We start from the raw sequence: 16,566 nt of genomic DNA, 5'->3' as shown, positions 1-16,566 counted from the left end.
ACCCGGACTCCTGGTGGGCGCTGGTGAACGCCGACGAGGTGGTGGTCACCCAGATCGATGATCCCGGCCCGCCCTCAGCCCCTTCCGGTCCACCGTCGGGGAAGCCGTCAGAGCAGCCGCCGGGCCGTGCCGTTCACATAGTTCCGCGCCACCCGCGCCCGATTCCCGCGCGTCGCCGTACGGCCCACGCCGGTCATGCTTCCCGCGCGGCTCCACCCGGTTCCACGTCCGTCCCTTCCGCCCCCCACCGGTAGGGACCGGTTCCGGAATCCGGGCTATTCACTGTATGGAATCCCCGCATTCCGGGTGTCCACAGTTGACTGTTTTTTAGCAACGAATTGCTTGACCATGAGCCACTTTGCGCACTGGTTCTGTCATGTTCTAGACAGCGTTTTCGACTCCGGAACGCTCTGGCCCCTTGCCGGCCCCCACAGCCGGCCAGAGGAGGATCCGTTGCGCCCCCGCTCCCTTGCCCTCGCCGCGGCGATAGCCGTGCTGCCGCTGACCGCCGTCTCGCTCGGTGTCTCCACCGCGCAGGCCGCCCCCGCTCCCCGTGTCGCGCTCCCGAACACCGTCAACCCGGCAGTGGCCCACTCGGAGAAGAAGGGCGACGTCCCGGCCGAGCAGCAGATCTCGGTGGCCGTCAGCCTGAAGCTGCGTGACACCGCCGCCCTCGACCGCTTCCTCGCCGCGGTCGCCACCCCCGGCACCCCCGAGTTCGGCAAGTACCTGACGCCGGAGCAGTTCACCGCCCGGTTCGGGCCGACCCAGGCCGCCGTCGACCAGGTCAAGACCTACCTGGCCGCCCAGGGCCTGACCGTCACCGAGGTGAGCGCCAACCGCCAGGTGGTCAGCGCCCACGGCACCAACGCGCAGATCTCGCAGGCCTTCGGCACCCACGAGAGCTCCTACGTCGACCCGCAGCTACAGCGCGCCTTCTTCGCCAACGACGCCGCCGCCTCCGTCCCGGCCGACCTGGCCGACGTGGTCCAGGGCGTGAGCGGCCTGGACAACCACGCGGTCCGCAAGAACCGCCTGGCCAAGCCGAACTCGGTCACCCCGCACACGGCCTCCTCGACCCCGAGCGGCTTCGGCCCGTCGCAGTACGACGGCGCCTACAACCTGAACAAGACCGGCGCCGACGGCACCGGCACGACGGTCGCCCTCTGGGAGTTCGACGGCTACTCGTCCTCCAACCTGACCACCTACGACTCGCAGTACGGCCTGTCCGGCCCGGCCGTCTCCACGGTCTCGGTGGACGGCGCCAACTACGACTCCGCCCCCGGCGGGGGCCAGGGCGAGGTCGAGCTGGACAGCGAGATCGTCCGCGGCGCGGCGCCGAAGGCGACCCAGCTGGTCTACGAGGCGCCCAACAGCGACCAGGGCGAGATCGACATGGCCAACAAGATCGTGGCCGACAACCAGGTCTCGGTCATCTCGATCTCGTGGGGCTCCTGCGAGCCGGACACCACCGCCGCCTCGATGACGGCCGTGGACAACGCCTTCAAGCAGGCCGCCGCCCAGGGCATCTCGATCTTCTCCGCCTCCGGTGACGACGGCTCCCGCGACTGCACCCGCTCCACCAGCGGCTCGTCGGTCAAGGCGGTCGACTTCCCGGCGTCCAGCCCGCACCAGACCGGCGTCGGCGGCACCAACCTCCAGGTGTCCGGCACCTCGTACTCCTCGGAGAGCGCCTGGAGCAGCGCCGGCGGCGGCGTCTCCACCGTGTTCGGCAAGCCGACCTGGCAGACCGGCACCGGCACCGGCAGCGGCACCATGCGCACCGTCCCGGACGTCTCCTCCAACGCCGACCCGGCGAGCGGCTTCGCGATCTACACGGCCGGCTCCTGGCAGGTCTACGGCGGCACCAGCGCGGCGGCGCCGCTGTGGGCCGGCTACGCGGCCCAGTTCAACCAGAAGGCCAAGGCGGCCGGCCAGCCGGTCCTGGGCGAGGCGAACCCGAAGCTGTACGCGGTCGCGAACAGCAGCAACTACTCCGGCGCCTTCCACGACGTGACCAGCGGCTCCAACCAGGACTTCCCGGCCGGGACGGGCTACGACCAGGTCACCGGCTGGGGCACCCCGATCGCCGACGGCCTGACCACCGCCCTGCTCGGCGGCGGCTCCACCACCCCGCCCACCGGCGGCTGCACCGCGGCCCAGCTGATCGGCAACGGCGGCTTCGAGACCGGCACCGCCGCCCCGTGGACCACCTCCAGCGGCGTGGTCGACAACAGTTCCTCGCAGGCGGCCCACTCGGGCAGCTGGAAGGCCTGGCTGGACGGCTACGGCAGCGCCCACACCGACACCCTGTCGCAGACCATCTCGGTGCCGGCCGGCTGCAAGTCCGCCAGCCTCACCTTCTGGCTGCACATCGACACCGCGGAGACCGGCTCCACCGCGTACGACAAGCTGACCGTCCAGGCCAACGGCACCACGCTGGCGACGTACTCCAACGTCAACGCCGCCGCCGGCTACGTGAAGCGCACCCTGGACCTCTCCTCCTTCGCCGGCAAGAACGTGACCGTCAAGTTCACCGGCACCGAGGACGGCTCCAACCAGACCAGCTTCGTGATCGACGACATCGCGCTGAACGTCAACTGACCACCAGCGGGTAGCACCACCTGACCCCCGCCGGGGCGGCGCCGACAGGGCCCGCCCCGGCGGTGTGCGTCCGCCCGTCGCGACGGGCGGCGCGGGCGCGCGGCGAGGGCGTGTGTTTCCGAACTGTTTCAAGATCACCAACCCTTCGGTTCACCTGCCGTGACCCCTGTCATACGCACGACTGATGACGTAGCCTCTCGACCGTGCATAGGGTTCCCCAAAGCTCGGTGAAGCCGTCGGCGGCGAGCCTCGGCGCCGGCCAGGCCCCTCCGAACTCACCTGGCGGGGAGGGTCACCGCATGGCCGCACAGCAGCCTCAGGACTCCGCGCGACTCCGGCTGGTCGGACTGCGCCCGGAGCGCCCCGGCCCGTCCGTACCCGCACCGCCTCCGGCACCCGCGCACGCCGGGCGGGCCACCGCCCCCGGCGGCTTCGCGGACACCCTGCACCTGGCCATCGAGGCCAGCGGCCTCAGCCTGGACCGGATCAGAGCCGCCCTCACCCAGCGCGGCGTCAGAGTCAGCGTCACGACGCTGAGTTACTGGCGGCGCGGACGCAGCCAGCCCGAACGGGCCAGCTCGCTGAGAGCCGTCCACCTGCTGGAGGAACTGCTCGGACTGCCGCACAGCGCGCTCACCTCGCTGCTCGGCCCGCCCCGCCCGCGCGGCCGCTGGGCCGCCGTCGCGAACACCTGCCACCTCGGCCTGGAGGACGTCTGGCCGGGCGAACGGCAGATCGCGGACATCTTCGCCGAGCTGGACGCCCCGCCGCAGGGCGAACTGGAGCGGCTGAGCATCCACGACTCGTACTACGTGGACGCCGAGCGGCGCGGCAACCTGCTGCGGATGCGCCAGGTGGTGCGCGCCACCGTCGGCGGCGTGGGCCGCTGCCTGGTCGTGCACAAGGCCGACGAGGAGGCGACGGGCTGCCCGGAGATCACCTCGGTGCGGCACGGCCGGCTGGGCCGGGTCCGGCGCCGCCCGGAGGCCGGCCTGACCGTCGGCGAGCTGATGCTGGACCGCCCGCTGGCGCTCGGCGACAGCACGGTCTTCGAGTACGAGGTGGAGATCCCGCCGGGCGGCCCGACGCTGGAGTACAGCCGCCGCTTCGCCACCCCGGTGCGCGAGTACGTGCTCCAGGTGCACTTCGACCCGGCGGCCGTCCCGGCGCACTGCGAGCGCTACGACCGCGAGCCGGGCGCGGACGTCGACCACCGCCGCGAGCAGCTCTGGGTCGGCGCCTCCGCGAGTGCCCACGTGCTCGCGCCGGACCAGCAGCCCGGGCACATCGGCATCCGCTGGGAGTGGCAGTAGCCGCCCCCGGCGTCCAGTCGTCCCCGACATCCGGCCGCCCCGGCGTCCGACCGCCCCCGCCGTCCTCGAACCGGCCCGCGCACCCCCGCCACACCTGACCATCCGCCAGGCCCCGCACCGGCACTAGCGCCTCCTCCTCGCCCCCGCCACGCCCGGGCCGCCGAACGGTTGTCACCCGTCCGGCGCAACCCGCCGTGCCACCTTCCGCCCGCTTTGGGACTTTGGTCCCGATAACACGCGGGGCCGGCCCGGGAAGGCCAGTCCTGTCACGCCGTCAGGCGTCGACCAGGAAGACCGCAGGAAAGAGGCGGAGCATGACCCGTACCGACCACCTGTCCCCGCTGCTGGAATTCGACGAGGTCGAACCGGACGAGGACTGCATATGCGGGGGCTGCAGCGCCCGCCGCCGCGCCCGGCGGCACGCCGCACCGGTGCACGAGGGCGGGCACGCCGCGGCCCGCAGCATCCGCCGCCGGGCCGCCGTGCTGATGGCCGCCGTCGGCACCGCGGTGGGCGGCGGGACGGCCGCCGCCGGGCACGCCACCGCGGCCCCCACCCCCGGCCCCACCCCGGGCGGCAGCAGCACCGCCCAGCCCCCGCAGACCCCGCAGGGCGAGGTCAGCGGCCTCTACGGCCAAGCACCCGGCGCCCGCGCCTTCGCCGCCCCGCGCGCCGCCGCCCAGCCGCCCACCCGGGCGCAGATCATCCAGCGCGCCCAGGGCTGGGTCGACCAGCAGGTGCCGTACGGCATGGGCAGCTACTGGTCGGACGGCTACCGCCAGGACTGCTCCGGCTTCGTCTCGATGGCCTGGGGCCTCGGCAGCAGCCAGACCACCTGGACCCTGCCGAACTTCGCCGAGCGGATCGGCAAGGCCGACCTCCAGCCCGGCGACGTGCTGATCTACAACAACCCGGCCAGCCCGCAGTCCGGGTCGCACGTGACGATCTTCGGCGGCTGGACGGACTCCTCCCTCACCCGCTACCTCGCCTACGAGCAGACCTCCCCCGGCACCAAGAAGCGCGACACCCCGTACGCCTACTGGAACAACTCCGGCGCCTACGTCCCGTACCGCTACACCGGCCTGTCCGGCGGCAGCAACGACGGCACCCCGGCCACCGCCTTCCCGGGCGCGGACAAGTTCGGCCCCGGCGCGAACAACGCGTACGTCACCGAGCTCGGCCGGCTGCTGGTGCAGCGCGGCGGCGCCCGGTTCTACTCCGAGGGCCCCGACCCGCGCTGGGGCGAGGCCGACCGGCGGGCCACCCAGGCCTTCCAGGAGGCCCAGGGCTGGCGCGGCGCCGAGGCCGACGGCATCCCCGGCAAGGACACCTGGGACTACCTGGTCAACGGCAAGGGCCGCGCCATCGGCGCCGGCACCACCCCGCTACCGCCGCCGGTCCGGCCCGGCACCGGGGCGCCCGCCTTCCCCGGCCGGCAGTACTTCGGACCGGGTCAGAACAACGACCAGGTCCGCCTGCTGGGCGAGCAGCTGGTGCGCAAGGGCTTCGGCGGCTCGTACAGCGTCGGCCCCGGCCCGCGCTGGAGCGAGAGCGACCGGCGGGCCGTCCAGGCCTTCCAGCAGGCCCAGGGCTGGCGCGGCGCCGAGGCCGACGGCTACCCCGGCCCGGACACCTGGCGCCGGCTCTTCGCCTGACGCACGCCGACGGCGTGGTGCCCGCCCCGGCGGGCGCCACGCCTCACCCCTGAGGCTTCGACGACATCCAGTGGAAGAGGCCCATCGCCACGCTGGTGGCCAGGTTGAAGCTGGACACCCCCGGCTGCATCGGCACCGAGACCAGGTGGTCCGCCCGCGCCTTGAGCTCCGCCGAGACGCCGTGCCGCTCGGTGCCGAAGGCGAGCAGCGCGTCGTCCGGGAACGGCAGCGTCCGGATGTCCGCGCCCTCGGGGTCCAGCACGTACAGCGGCCCGGCGGGCAGCTCCGGCAGGGCCAGCCGCTCCACCGCGGTGGCGAAGTGCAGGCCCGCGCTGCCGCGCAGCACGGTCGGGTGCCAGGGGTCCAGATCTCCGGTGGTCACCACGCCGGTGGCGCCGAAGCCGGCCGCCAGCCGGATCACCGCCCCGACGTTGCCCAGGTTGCGCGGGTTCTCCAGCAGCACCACCGGGGCCGGGCGCGGGCGGCGGGCCAGGGCCGCCAGGTTCGCCCCGACGGACGGCCGCGCGGCCAGGGCGACCACCCCGGTCGGGTGCAGCCGGGGTGCCAGCGTCCGCAGCCGTTCCTCGGGCAGCTCCACCGCCAGCGCGTCCAGCGCCGGCGCGACGTCCGGCGCCAGTTCCCCGGCCAGGGCCAGCAGCGCCGCCCGGTCGGCGGTCAGCACCCGCCGGACGTCCCCGCCGAAGCGCAGCGCGTGCTTCAGCGGGTGGAACCCGTCCAGCAGGACGGCCCCCGGCTCCCGCTCCGCCGCCCGCCACGCCCGCAGCACCTCGTCGTCCATGGCGTTCATGGCGTTCACTCTGCCACCTCGTCCGAGGCCGTCTGATCCGAGGCCACCTGATCCAGGACCGTCTGATCCAGGGCCACCCCGCCTGGGGCGGCCCCGCCCGGGCCGGGCTCGCCGGGGCGGCCCGCAGCGGCGATCACCTCGTCGAAGCCGAGCGGCCGGCCGGTCGGACCGTCCGGATCGGCGGCGAGCCCCGCGAGCGCGAGGTCGAGGTGCCGGTGGACCAGCGAGCCGTCCGCGTCGAGCGTGGCCAGCGCGCCCGGCAGCGGGCGGGACACCCGGACGCAGAGCAGCACCAGGTCGCCCATCCCCACGTCGGCCCGCAGCCGCCCGGCGTCCTGGGCGGCGCGCAGCAGCGCCTCGACGGCGGTGACGGCTTCGCGGCGGACGGCGACCAGGTCCTCGTCCACCACCAGCCGCTCCAGCAGCACCACGATCGCCGCGCCCATCCGCAGGTCGGCGGCGGCGTGCACGAAGCGGCGCAGCGCCCGGTACGGGTCGGTCTCGTCGCGGCGGGCCCGGTCGGCGGCCTCGGCGAGCCGGGCCAGCAGGTCGGTGACCAGGGCGCGGACCAGGGCCTCCCGGTCGGGGAAGCGCCGGTAGAGGGTGGCCGGGCCGACGCCGGCCCGCCGGACCACGGCGTCCAGCGGGGCGTCCGGGCCCCGTTCCAGGAACACCTCGCAGGCGGCGTCCAGGATCCTGCGCCGGCTGCGTTCCGCGTCGGCCCTCATCGGCAACTCCCTAACCGGAGAAATTCTCTCCCCCTATGCTAGCGTCCAGTGAAGCGGAGAAAATCTCTCCGCATCGTTGAGGAGCCGAGGAGTGACGCCGTGACCACCACCGCGCTCACCGTCCACACCGACATCGACGGCACCAGCCACCCGCGCGAGGCCGTCCTCGCCTGGGAGCTCGACCGTGCCCGCGCCGCCCTGCGCCTGCTCAAGCAGCACCTCGGCGACGACCGGACGCGCGAACTGCTCACCCCCGACACCACCGCCGCCGACACCGCCCTGGCCGCCTGGGCCCACGCCTCCGGCGGCCGGTGGAGCACCGCCGTCACCGAGCTCACCGCCGCCGGCATCGACGCCGACCGCTTCCTCACCTGGTGGCAGGGCCGCCTGCACGCCCCCGACCGGGACGCCCTGCTCGCCGCCAACCCCGAGCACTACCTGGCCGACTCCACCGGCGAACGGGTCGAGATCATCGAGACCCTCGGCACCGGCCCGGCCCGCTTCTTCCTGCGCTTCCACGACGACGTCCCGATCGCCGGGCCCGGCCACCAGGCCTTCCCGGTCCGCATCGGCGGCACCGGCACCCTCGCCGACGGCACCGAGGTGCTGCGGGTGATGCACGAGTTCGCCGACACCCCGGACGGCCTGCGGATCCGCCTCACCGTCCAGTTCCCCGAGGCCGCCCCCGCCCTCCTCGGCACCGGCCACCAGTGGCACTTCGCCTGCGAGTTCGCCAACTGGCTGGAGGCCGCCGCCCGCGCCGCCTGACGCCCCCGCGCCGTTCGGCCCCGACGTTCTCCCCCCGACGTTCGCCCTTCCAGGAGGGGCGAACGTCGCCTACTGCGGCCCCCGCACGTCCTCCCGCCCCCGCAGCGCCCGCTCCAGGTCCTTCAGCGCCTGCCCCAGCAGCCGCGTCCCCGCCCGCACCACGTCCCGCTGCACCCCCGCCGGCGCCTGCGCCAGCCGTTCCTCCAGCCGCGCCTGCGCCTCCCGCACGGCGCCGAACTCCACCGGCTGCCCGGTGAGCAGCGCCGCCCCCGCGAGCGCGGTGGCCAGCCGCAGCTCCTCCGCGTACTCCGCCGTACCCGGCACCGGGTCGGCGTCGGCGGCCGGCAGGTGCGCCTCCAGCAGGACGGCGACCCGTCCGAGGTGCCCGACGGCCGCCCGGGCCCGGTCGACCTGGCGCCGGGACACCCCGGGCAGCCCGGAGGCGTGCCGGCCCGGTTCGGCGTCGGCGCGCTGCATGGCCTGGAGCAGTTCCGAGCGGGCCTCCCGGGAGTCCAGCAGCGCGGTCCGCACCGCCCGCCCGCGCGGCGCGGCCGGGTCCTCGTAGCAGGCGACCACCGCGGCCGCGTACCGCCCGGCGGCGGCGAGCCACTCGGCCAGCCGCTCCCCGAGCCGGGCGGTCTGCCAGGTCGGGAAGAGCGCGTACGTCACCAGCGCCACCGACCCGCCGAGCAGGGTGAGCCCGACCCGTTCGAAGGCCGTCGTGAGCGGGTTCCCGGCCTGGAGCCCGAGCAGGAACACCACGTACGTCGAGATCCCGACCGTCGTCAGCGCGTATCCGGTCCGGAACGCGAGGTACGAGCCGCCGATGCACAGCACGGCCAGCGCGGCCAGCACCCACTCCCCGGGGTGGGTGAGCTGCACCACCAGCGTCGAGACGGCGACCCCGACGACCGTCCCGGCCAGCCGGGCGACACCCCGGCTGTAGGTCTGGGCGAAGTCCGGCCGCATCACCATCGCGGCGGTCATCGGCGCCCAGTAGCCGTGGTGGAACCCGACCAGCCGGGCCAGCAGGTAGGCGACGGTGACCACCCCGGCGAGCCGGACGGCGTGCTGGAAGATCGCCGAGCGCGGCCGCAGCTGCCGGCGCACCGTCCGCAGCGCGACCGGCAGCATCCGGAGGATCGACGGCTTGTGCAGCGCCCCGCCCGCGCCGATCACGGGCGTGGTGATGGTGTCCGCGTCGCCCCGCTCCAGCGTGTCCGCGGCCTTGCGCAGCAGCCCGCCCAGTCGGCGGGCCGACCGCCGGGCCGCCCCCTGCAACCGCGGCCCCTCGTCCGGCGGGACCAGGGTGAGCGTGGGCGCCGAGCGGGGCAGCCGGACGGGGTCGCCGGTGCGGACGGCTCGGGCCAGGGCGTCCATGACCTCGGCGGCGGCCGCCAGCACCTCACGGGCCCGGTCGCGTTCGGGCCCCTCCTCCGGGGCGCCCACCTTGGGATCGGCGAGCGCGGCCAGGGTGGGCCGGATGCGCTCGGCGAGGCCGCGCAGGCCGCGCAGTTCGGCCGGCCGGTGGCGGTCCTGCCAGGGGGTCAGGGCGGCGGCGTGCCGGGCCGTCATGAACGGCGCCGGGTCGACGTGCGCGGTCGGATCCTGCCTCAACCTGCGCGCGTAGTCGGCGAGTTCCGCGTAGGTGTCGGCGAGGGCGTCCCGCTGGGCACTCCAGCTCCCGATCGGCCACAGGGTGATGACGACGGCTTGGACGACCCCGCCGAGGGCGGCGACCAGCCCGTGTCCGAGCGCGGCGGTCGCGCTGACCGGCAGTTGGACGACGATCAGCATCACCGAGACGGTGTTGGTCGCGACCACCCCGGCGGTCGGCCCGATCGCCCAGGCGAGCCCGGCGCCGAAGGCCCACACCGCGAGCAGCACCGGGAACAACCCGGGGACCCCGGCCGCCAGGTAGCCGAGGAAGGTGCTGATCCCGAGCCCGGCCCCGGCCGCGACGGCGAGACTGGCCCGGGGCCGGAAGCTGCGCTGGAAGGTGGCCGTGCCGGCGATGAAGGCGCCCATCGCGGCCGAGGTGGCGAGCGCGACCCCGCCGAGCGCGAGGGTGGGGAAGAGCACCAACGCCACCGCGACGGCCCCGCGCAGGGCCCGCTTGGGGTCGGTGAGCGCCCGGTCGAGGGTGAGTCCGGTCCGCGCGGTGTCGCGAAGGGCGGCGAACCAGGACATACGGGTCAGCCTAGGGCACGCCCTCCGTGACCGGCGCTCGCGACCGCCGGATCCGCCGCAGCCGCGCCGCCACCCAGAGCAGCGCGCCGGTCGGCAGGAACACCGCGTCCGCCGCGATCATCGCGAGCGAGAACACCGGCAGCCCGAGCAGCAGTGCGATCCCCAGGTGCTCGGCCAGCAGCACCGCCAGCAGCACGTTCTTGACCCGCCGGTTGAGCAGCGTGAACGGGAACGCGACCTGCACGACCACCGTGCCGTACGAGATCAGGAAGACCGGCAGCAGCGCCGAGCCGACCAGCCCGGACAGCCACGGCCAGGGCGTGAAGTAGTCCAGGTGCAGCGGGTAGTACAGCGCGGTGCCGTCCTGCCAGCGCGAGCCCTGCACCTTGTACCAGCCGGCCGTCGCGTAGATCAGCACCACCTCGACGGCGATCACCAGCATCGCGCAGTTGTGCACCATGTTCGCCAGCGCGTCGAGCACCGCGCGCGGTTCGCCGTCCGGCCGCAGCCGCCCCAGCGTCCACCAGAGCCCGGCCACCGCCCAGAGCCCCCAGAACAGCGGCGCCCAGCCGGCGTACGGGAAGGTCCGGACCGTCCAGGTGAGGCTCTCGCCGGAGAAGCCGCCGACCTGGCAGGCCGCCAGGACGGCGCCGAGCAGCACCCAGAGCACCACCCCGGCCCGCCCCGGCCGGGCCCGCCGGGCGTCCAGCGACCACACCTCGGCGCAGCGGGTGAAGACCAGGTAGACCGCCATCAGGTGGACGACGTTGTCGCCGCCGTCGCCGAGGAAGACGTTGCGGTTCTGCAGCGACAGCACGGTGACCAGGAACAGCACCGTGCTCGCCCTGGTCCGCCAGCCCAGCACCACCGCGACGGCGGCCAGCACCGCCAGGTGGTAGACCAGCTCGAACCAGGGCCGCCCGCCGAACCACGGCAGCACCGTGAACGCCCCGTTGTCGGTCAGCAGCCGCTCGGCCAGGTCCATCGACCAGGGCGACCGGTCCCCGTACAGCACCCGCCGGTTGGGCCACTCGCGCAGCAGGTAGGCGAGCCAGACCAGCCCGAAGCCGATCCGCACCACGGCGGCCTGGTGGCGGCCCAGCGCACGCCCGGTGAAGGCCGCCATCGCCCGGGCGGCCAGGTCGGCCGGGCCGGGCCCGCGCGGCGCCGGGTCGGGCCGGGGCCCGGGGGCCGAGCCGGCGGCGGGCGGTTGCCCGGCCTGGCGCGGGATGCCCTCCGACCACCGTGGCTCGGCCGCCGGCGAGAGCTCGGGCGACACCTCCGGCGAGAGCTCGGACGCCACGTCGGACGACACCTCCGGCGACACCTCGCTCACCCGAGCTCCCGGTAGTCCTCGTCGTCCACCGGCCACCAGGGCAGCTCCCGCACCTTCGGCGCCGGTGGCGCGGCCTCGCCGCTCCAGGACGGCGGCGGGACGGTCACCGCGGTGGCCCGGAACTCGACCTCCAGGATCCGCTCGCCGTCCACCTCCCGGCCGATCCGTTGCAGGGCGATCCGCTTGAGGTACTGCTCGGCGAGCCTGCCTCGGGTGTTGGTCAGCACCTCGTCCTGCGGGTTGTGCGAGCCGTCGTAGAAGTCCCAGGCCCGGCGCAGCACGTTCTGGTCGACGTGGCTGGGGGCGGGGTTGTGCCGGATCGCGGCGAGGTCCCGCGCGGTCAGCCCGGTCCAGTCGCGGGTGCGGGTGGTGCCGTCGGCGGCGGCGGTGCGCACCCGGGCGTCCAGGCTGACGTTCTGCTGCAGCGGATTCGGCGCGAACAGCCGCCAGTTCTGCTCGAACTCCGGGTACACCAGGCCGTCGACCTCGTCCCGGTACTGCCGGGACAGCGAGTTGGCCGGCGCGACGTGCAGGAACACCGCCGCGAGGAAGAACCCGGTGCCGACCACCAGCACCGCCGCGGTCAGGCCGAGCACGAGCTGCGCGGGCGTCGACCAGACCCGTCCGGCGGCCGGGCGGTCCGTCGTCTCCGTCATGGCCTCCCCGGCCCGGTCGGCGCGCCGCCCGGGTCCCGTCCCGGCGCGGTCGCGCGCCCATCCTGCCCTACCGGGCGAACACGACGGTGCCGGACGGGGCCACCGGGCCACCGTCCTACAGGCCTACAGGACGAAGGCGTCCTGGTCGGTGCTGCTGACCATCGGACGGCCCGCGCCCTCCCAGGCGTACATGCCGCCGTCCACGTTCACCGCGTCCCGGCCCTGCTGCACCAGGTACTGGACGACCTGCGCGGAGCGTCCGCCGACCCGGCAGAGCACGTACAGCTTCCCGTCCGGCAGCTCGCCGATCCGGGCGATCACCTCGCCGAGCGGGATGTGCAGCGCGCCGTCCACGTGGCCGGCGTCCCACTCGTCCTGCTCGCGCACGTCCAGCAGGGCTGCGTCGGCGGGCACTGCGGCGGCGGTGGTGGAGGGGATCTGGGCGAACATCGTGTGGCTCTCCTGGGGCTGGGTCGGGTCGGTGCCATTGTCGCCCACCGGCTGCCGGTGGCCGTCGCCCGCCGCGGCCGGGGCGCCGAGCAGCCGCTCCAGTTCGGCCTGCTGGGCGGCGGCCTTGGCGAGCAGTTCCTCGGCGAGCTGCTCCAGCAGCCGGTCCGGGTCCTGCGGGGCCAGCGCGAGCAGCTGACCCATCGGGGTCTGTTCCAGCCGGACCTGCTCGGTGGCGGTCTCGGTGATCTTGCCGGTCAGCCACTCCAGTCGGCGGCGCAGCCACTCCAGCCGGTCGGGGGAGTCGGTGCCGGGCGCGGCCTCGGGCGCGGTGGACCACTCGGCGGACAGGCCCTCCAGCGCGGCGGCGTCGCCGACCGCGTAGGCCTCGTTCACCCGGGCCAGGAACGCGGCCCGGCGCTGCTGCTCGGCCGGGTCGGTGCTGAGGTCGGGGTGGGCCCGGCGGACCAGCTCGCGGTAGATCCGCTGGGCGTCCCGCCCGGGGCGCACCCGGGCCGGCGCGGCGGGCGGCGGCGGGGCCGCCTCCTGCTCCCGGACGGAGTCGAACAGCGCGTCGAGGTCGGGCAGTTCGTCGACCTGCCGGCGGGCCTCGGCGGCCCGGCGGAGGTCCTCGGGGTGCCCGGTCCTGGCCGCGACCGCCTCGGCGACCAGCGCCTCCAGCTCGTCCAGCCGGGCGTAGAGCGGGCCCAGCAGCTGATGGTGGATCAGCGCGAAGTTATCGATCTCGACCCGCAGCGTCTGCACGTCGACGTCCATGCTGAGCCAGGCGAGTTCGGCGGCGGCGACCCGCTCCTCCAGCTCCTGCTGCTGCGGGTCCGTCCAGCGGACGGGGCTCTGCGCGGTCACTTCTCGCCTCTGTCTCGTCCGGCCGGCTGCGTCCATGCGGAGCCGCCCCGCGGGGTGGCCCGGCCTGCCACCCTACCCTCGCGCGCGAAGGCCCGGTCCGGGTGAACGGGGAGTGCGAACCGGCGCGCGCCGCACGGCACGCAACCGATCCTGAGGAATCTCCCCGTTTCGCTATCACGCCCGGGCCGGTCCGTGCTTCGCTAGGGCGTGTCTGATGATTCGCGTCGGATCAGCACGCGGCGTCGGGCGCCCGGCGGACTCGTTCAGACACGCCCTCAAGCCCGGCACGATCCACAAGACACGCCCCGGGTTTCCGCACAGCGTGCCTTCCTCCGGAGAGACGGCCGCCTCCAGGCGTGGCGGCCAGGCGGGAGCAGACCGAATCCATGGTGGCCGAGTCCAACTCCACACCGCGTCCGGCGGGCGCCGAGGCCGTACCGGGTGACCACCCGACCGGCGTGGCCGCCCTGGTCCGGCTCGCCCTCGTCCTGGTCGACCGGACCGGACGGATCGCCCAGTGGAGCCGGGCCGCCGAGGAACTGTTCGGGCACCGCGCCGAAGTCGCCCACGACCGGCCGGCCAGCGGACTGCTGCCCGCCGTGGAACCGCTCGCCGCCCCCGGCCAGGCCGCCGGGTCCGTCGTGCGCCGCCGCTGCGACGCCCTGGACACCCTGGCCGCGCTGACCGCCGACGGGCGCCCCTGGGCCGGCCAGCTGGCCGTCATCGACCGCGAGGAGCACCTGCGCGACGTGCTCTGGTGGGCCTGGCCGCTGCCCGACCCGTTCGGCGGCCTGCTCGCCCTCGCCGCCGACGCCCGGCCGCTGCGCACCGCCGGCCCCCGGCTCGCACTCGGCGAGCGGCTGCTGCCGTTCGCCGCCGCCCCGCCCGCCCGGGGCGGCTTCCACCGGCTGGGCGCGGCCCTGACCCCGCCCGGCCGGCTGCGCGCCGGTCTGCTGTCGGCCGACCGGCTGGCCGGGCTGCTGCCGGCCGGTTCGGCCGACCGCCGGGCGCTGCTGCTCGACGTGCTGGACCAGGCCGGTCTGCCCGCTCTGCGGCTGGACCCGGCCACCGTGCTGCCGGTCCTGCCCGCCGACCCGCAGGCCGCCGCCGCGCACGCCGCCGCCGGACTCGGCCGCCGCTACCCGACCGCCCAGCAGCGCGCCGCCCGGGTCGGCCCGCCGCCGCAGCCCGAGCAGTCCGCGCCCCCGGCCCGGACGGTCCGGGGGCGGCCGACCGGCCCGCTGCCGGCCCAGCGCGAGACCGCCGAGCGGTCCGCGGCCGCCCAGCCGTCCGGCGCCGCCGGCGCCCCGGCAGGCGTCCCACCGACCACCCCGGCCCCGACCACCCCCTCCCCGACCGCCCCGTCCCCGACCGGAGGAGGAGCCGCCATCGAGCCGGCCGCCGCCGAACCGTCCGCCCACGGCCGTCCACCCCGCCGCACCGGCCGGGCCCCTTCCGCCCCCGCCGGCGCCGAGGGCGCCCAGTCCGGTCGGCTGAGCCCGTTCCTGACCAACGGGCAGGCCGGCGAGCAGCTGGCGCTGCTGAACGAGGTCGGCGGCAAGGTCGGCACCACCCTGGACCTCGGCTTCACCGCGCACGAGCTCTGCCAGGTGCTGGTCCCCCGGGTCGCCGACTTCGCCTGCGTGGACCTGGTGGACGGGCTGATCTCCGAATCCGAGCTGCCGACCGCCCGCCCGGACGACGACACCATGCTCCGCCGGGTCGCCCTGGTCTACAACGAGACCGGCGGCGCCTGGGACCACGTGCTGTCCGAGGGCTCGCTGGTCAGCATGCCGCGCCGCACCCCGCCGGGGATGGCCCTGCAGCTGAACCAGCCGGTCCTGGTCCCGGTGATCAGCGCGGACGTCGCGGTCGACTACGCGATCGCGCTCGGCGGGGCCCGGCTGGCCCCGGTGGTCTCCGGCCGCTCGATGCTGGTGGTGCCGCTGTCCGCCCGGGGCACCGTGCTGGGCATCCTCAAGCTGCTCCGGCTGCCGGACCGCGCCCCCTTCGACGAGAGCGACGCCGCCACGCTCAAGGAGCTGGCCGTCCGCGCCGCGCTCTCCCTGGACAACGCCCGGCTGCACCGCGCCGAGGCCAGGGTGGCCACCACCCTCCAGCGCTCGATGATCCCGACCCGCCCGCCGCAGATCCCCGGCGTCCAGATCGCCCACCGCTACCTGCCGGGCGACCCGAAGGCCGAGGTCGGCGGCGACTGGTTCGACGCGATCCAGCTGCCCGGCAGCCGGGTCGCCCTGGTGGTCGGCGACGTGATGGGCCACGGCCTGCACTCGGCGGCCGCGATGGGCCGCTTCCGGACGGCCATGCAGACCCTCGCCGCGCTCGACCTGCCGCCCGGCCAGCTGCTGCGGCACCTGGACAACCTGGCCCACAAGCTCGGCGACGACCACCTCGCCACCTGCCTGTACGCGGTCTACGACCCGATCAACCGGACCTGCGAGCTGGCCAGCGCCGGCCACGTCCCGCCGGTGCTGGTGCACCCGGACGGCTCCGGCGAGCTGCTGGAGATCCCGGCCGGTGCGCCGATCGGGGTCGGCGGGGTGCCGTTCGTCGCCAAGACCATCGACGTCTCGGACGGCTCGATGCTGGTGCTGTGCACCGACGGCCTGGTCGAGGTCCGGGGCGGCGACATAGGAGCGGGCCTGGCAGCGCTCTGCGGCAATCTGATCGACCCACTGCAGAGCCCCGAGCAGGCCTGCGACGTGGTGCTCAAGCGGCTGCACTCGGACGACCGGAAGGACGACGTCGCCCTGCTGGTGGCCCGCTTCGACGGGGTCGCCCCGTCCGAGGTGGCCACCTGGGACCTCAGGGTGGACCACCGCGAGGTGCGCCGGGCCCGCTCGCTGGTCCGCGAGCAGCTGGCCGGCTGGCACCTGGAGGCGCTCAGCGACATCACCGAGCTGCTGGTCAGCGAGCTGGTCACGAACGCCGTCCGGGTGGCCCGGGACCGCGTCCAGCTCCAGCTGATCCGGGTGGACAAGCTGCTGGTGGAGGTCAGCGACGACAACCACAACCTGCCGTCGCTGGAACCGGCCGAACAGTTGGGCGAGACCGGCCGCGGTCTCACCCTGGTGACCAAGCTCGCCGAACGCTGGGGCACCGCCCGCAAGGCGGTCGGCAAGGTGGTCTGGTTCGAACTCCCCCTGCCGCACGCCTGACGGCCGGCTGCCCGA

Annotated in this window: 11 protein-coding genes; 5 read left to right on the top strand and 6 right to left on the bottom strand. The window is 75.0% G+C overall.

The window, feature by feature from the left end:
• Positions 1–453 precede the first annotated feature (453 nt).
• The 3 genes from AB0O82_RS33595 (at position 454) to AB0O82_RS33585 (ending at position 5,572) form a co-directional block, all read left to right on the top strand.
• Entirely contained in the window at positions 454–2,604 is a 2,151-nt protein-coding gene (locus AB0O82_RS33595; protein WP_363588010.1) for a protease pro-enzyme activation domain-containing protein, read from the top strand.
• A 299-nt stretch (positions 2,605–2,903) separates the two neighbouring features.
• Positions 2,904–3,917 carry an XRE family transcriptional regulator gene (locus AB0O82_RS33590; RefSeq protein WP_363588008.1) on the top strand — a complete coding sequence of 338 codons (1,014 nt, stop codon included), beginning with the start codon at positions 2,904–2,906 and terminating at the stop codon, positions 3,915–3,917.
• Positions 3,918–4,231: 314 nt separating this feature from the next.
• Positions 4,232–5,572, top strand: a complete 1,341-nt coding sequence (locus tag AB0O82_RS33585) for a peptidoglycan-binding protein (protein WP_363588006.1) — start codon at positions 4,232–4,234, stop codon at positions 5,570–5,572.
• Between the two features lie 43 nt (positions 5,573–5,615).
• Here the strand turns inward: AB0O82_RS33585 and AB0O82_RS33580 are convergent, their stop codons facing one another.
• Together AB0O82_RS33580 and AB0O82_RS33575 are read right to left on the bottom strand one after the other, a co-directional pair.
• Complete coding sequence (locus AB0O82_RS33580; RefSeq protein ID WP_363588022.1) at positions 5,616–6,371, bottom strand: RNA methyltransferase; 756 nt, start codon at positions 6,369–6,371, stop codon at positions 5,616–5,618.
• Between the two features lie 14 nt (positions 6,372–6,385).
• Entirely contained in the window at positions 6,386–7,108 is a 723-nt protein-coding gene (locus AB0O82_RS33575) for a helix-turn-helix domain-containing protein (protein ID WP_363588004.1), read from the bottom strand.
• Between the two features lie 99 nt (positions 7,109–7,207).
• Here AB0O82_RS33575 and AB0O82_RS33570 point away from each other — a divergent pair, with 99 nt between their 5' ends.
• Positions 7,208–7,876: a hypothetical protein gene (locus tag AB0O82_RS33570; RefSeq protein WP_363588002.1), complete on the top strand. Its 669-nt coding sequence runs from the start codon at positions 7,208–7,210 to the stop codon at positions 7,874–7,876.
• Between the two features lie 69 nt (positions 7,877–7,945).
• Here AB0O82_RS33570 and AB0O82_RS33565 read toward each other — a convergent pair whose 3' ends face one another.
• The 4 genes from AB0O82_RS33565 to AB0O82_RS33550 form a co-directional block, all read right to left on the bottom strand.
• Positions 7,946–10,066, bottom strand: a complete 2,121-nt coding sequence (locus AB0O82_RS33565) for an FUSC family protein (protein WP_363588000.1) — start codon at positions 10,064–10,066, stop codon at positions 7,946–7,948.
• A 10-nt stretch (positions 10,067–10,076) separates the two neighbouring features.
• Complete coding sequence (locus AB0O82_RS33560) at positions 10,077–11,192, bottom strand: HTTM domain-containing protein (protein ID WP_363588020.1); 1,116 nt, start codon at positions 11,190–11,192, stop codon at positions 10,077–10,079.
• A 206-nt stretch (positions 11,193–11,398) separates the two neighbouring features.
• Positions 11,399–12,058, bottom strand: coding sequence for a DUF5819 family protein (locus tag AB0O82_RS33555; protein WP_363587998.1), 660 nt, complete (start codon positions 12,056–12,058; stop codon positions 11,399–11,401).
• A gap of 123 nt (positions 12,059–12,181) precedes the next feature.
• A complete protein-coding gene (locus tag AB0O82_RS33550) occupies positions 12,182–13,372 on the bottom strand; it encodes a rhodanese-like domain-containing protein (RefSeq protein ID WP_363587996.1) in 1,191 nt (396 codons plus the stop codon).
• Between the two features lie 356 nt (positions 13,373–13,728).
• Between AB0O82_RS33550 and AB0O82_RS33545 the strand changes: the two genes are divergently transcribed.
• Positions 13,729–16,551, top strand: coding sequence for a SpoIIE family protein phosphatase (locus AB0O82_RS33545; RefSeq protein WP_363587994.1), 2,823 nt, complete (start codon positions 13,729–13,731; stop codon positions 16,549–16,551).
• Positions 16,552–16,566: the final 15 nt, after the last annotated feature.

Source organism: Kitasatospora sp. NPDC088264 (genome assembly GCF_040685715.1).
Taxonomy (GTDB): Bacteria; Actinomycetota; Actinomycetes; order Streptomycetales; family Streptomycetaceae; genus Kitasatospora.
The sequence above is the reverse complement of the archived record's forward strand: the minus strand, read 5'-3'. Positions and strand labels throughout refer to the sequence as shown.

Excerpts from the sequence above, each read along its gene's own strand:
- AB0O82_RS33590 (WP_363588008.1), top strand. The coding sequence starts at position 2,904 with ATGGCCGCACAGCAGCCTCAGGACTCCGCGCGACTCCGGCTGGTCGGA.
- AB0O82_RS33585 (WP_363588006.1), top strand. The coding sequence starts at position 4,232 with ATGACCCGTACCGACCACCTGTCCCCGCTGCTGGAATTCGACGAGGTC.
- AB0O82_RS33580 (WP_363588022.1), bottom strand. The coding sequence starts at position 6,371 with ATGGACGACGAGGTGCTGCGGGCGTGGCGGGCGGCGGAGCGGGAGCCG.
- AB0O82_RS33575 (WP_363588004.1), bottom strand. The coding sequence starts at position 7,108 with ATGAGGGCCGACGCGGAACGCAGCCGGCGCAGGATCCTGGACGCCGCC.
- AB0O82_RS33565 (WP_363588000.1), bottom strand. The coding sequence starts at position 10,066 with ATGTCCTGGTTCGCCGCCCTTCGCGACACCGCGCGGACCGGACTCACC.
- AB0O82_RS33560 (WP_363588020.1), bottom strand. The coding sequence starts at position 11,192 with ATGGCGGCCTTCACCGGGCGTGCGCTGGGCCGCCACCAGGCCGCCGTG.
- AB0O82_RS33555 (WP_363587998.1), bottom strand. The coding sequence starts at position 12,058 with ATGACGGAGACGACGGACCGCCCGGCCGCCGGACGGGTCTGGTCGACG.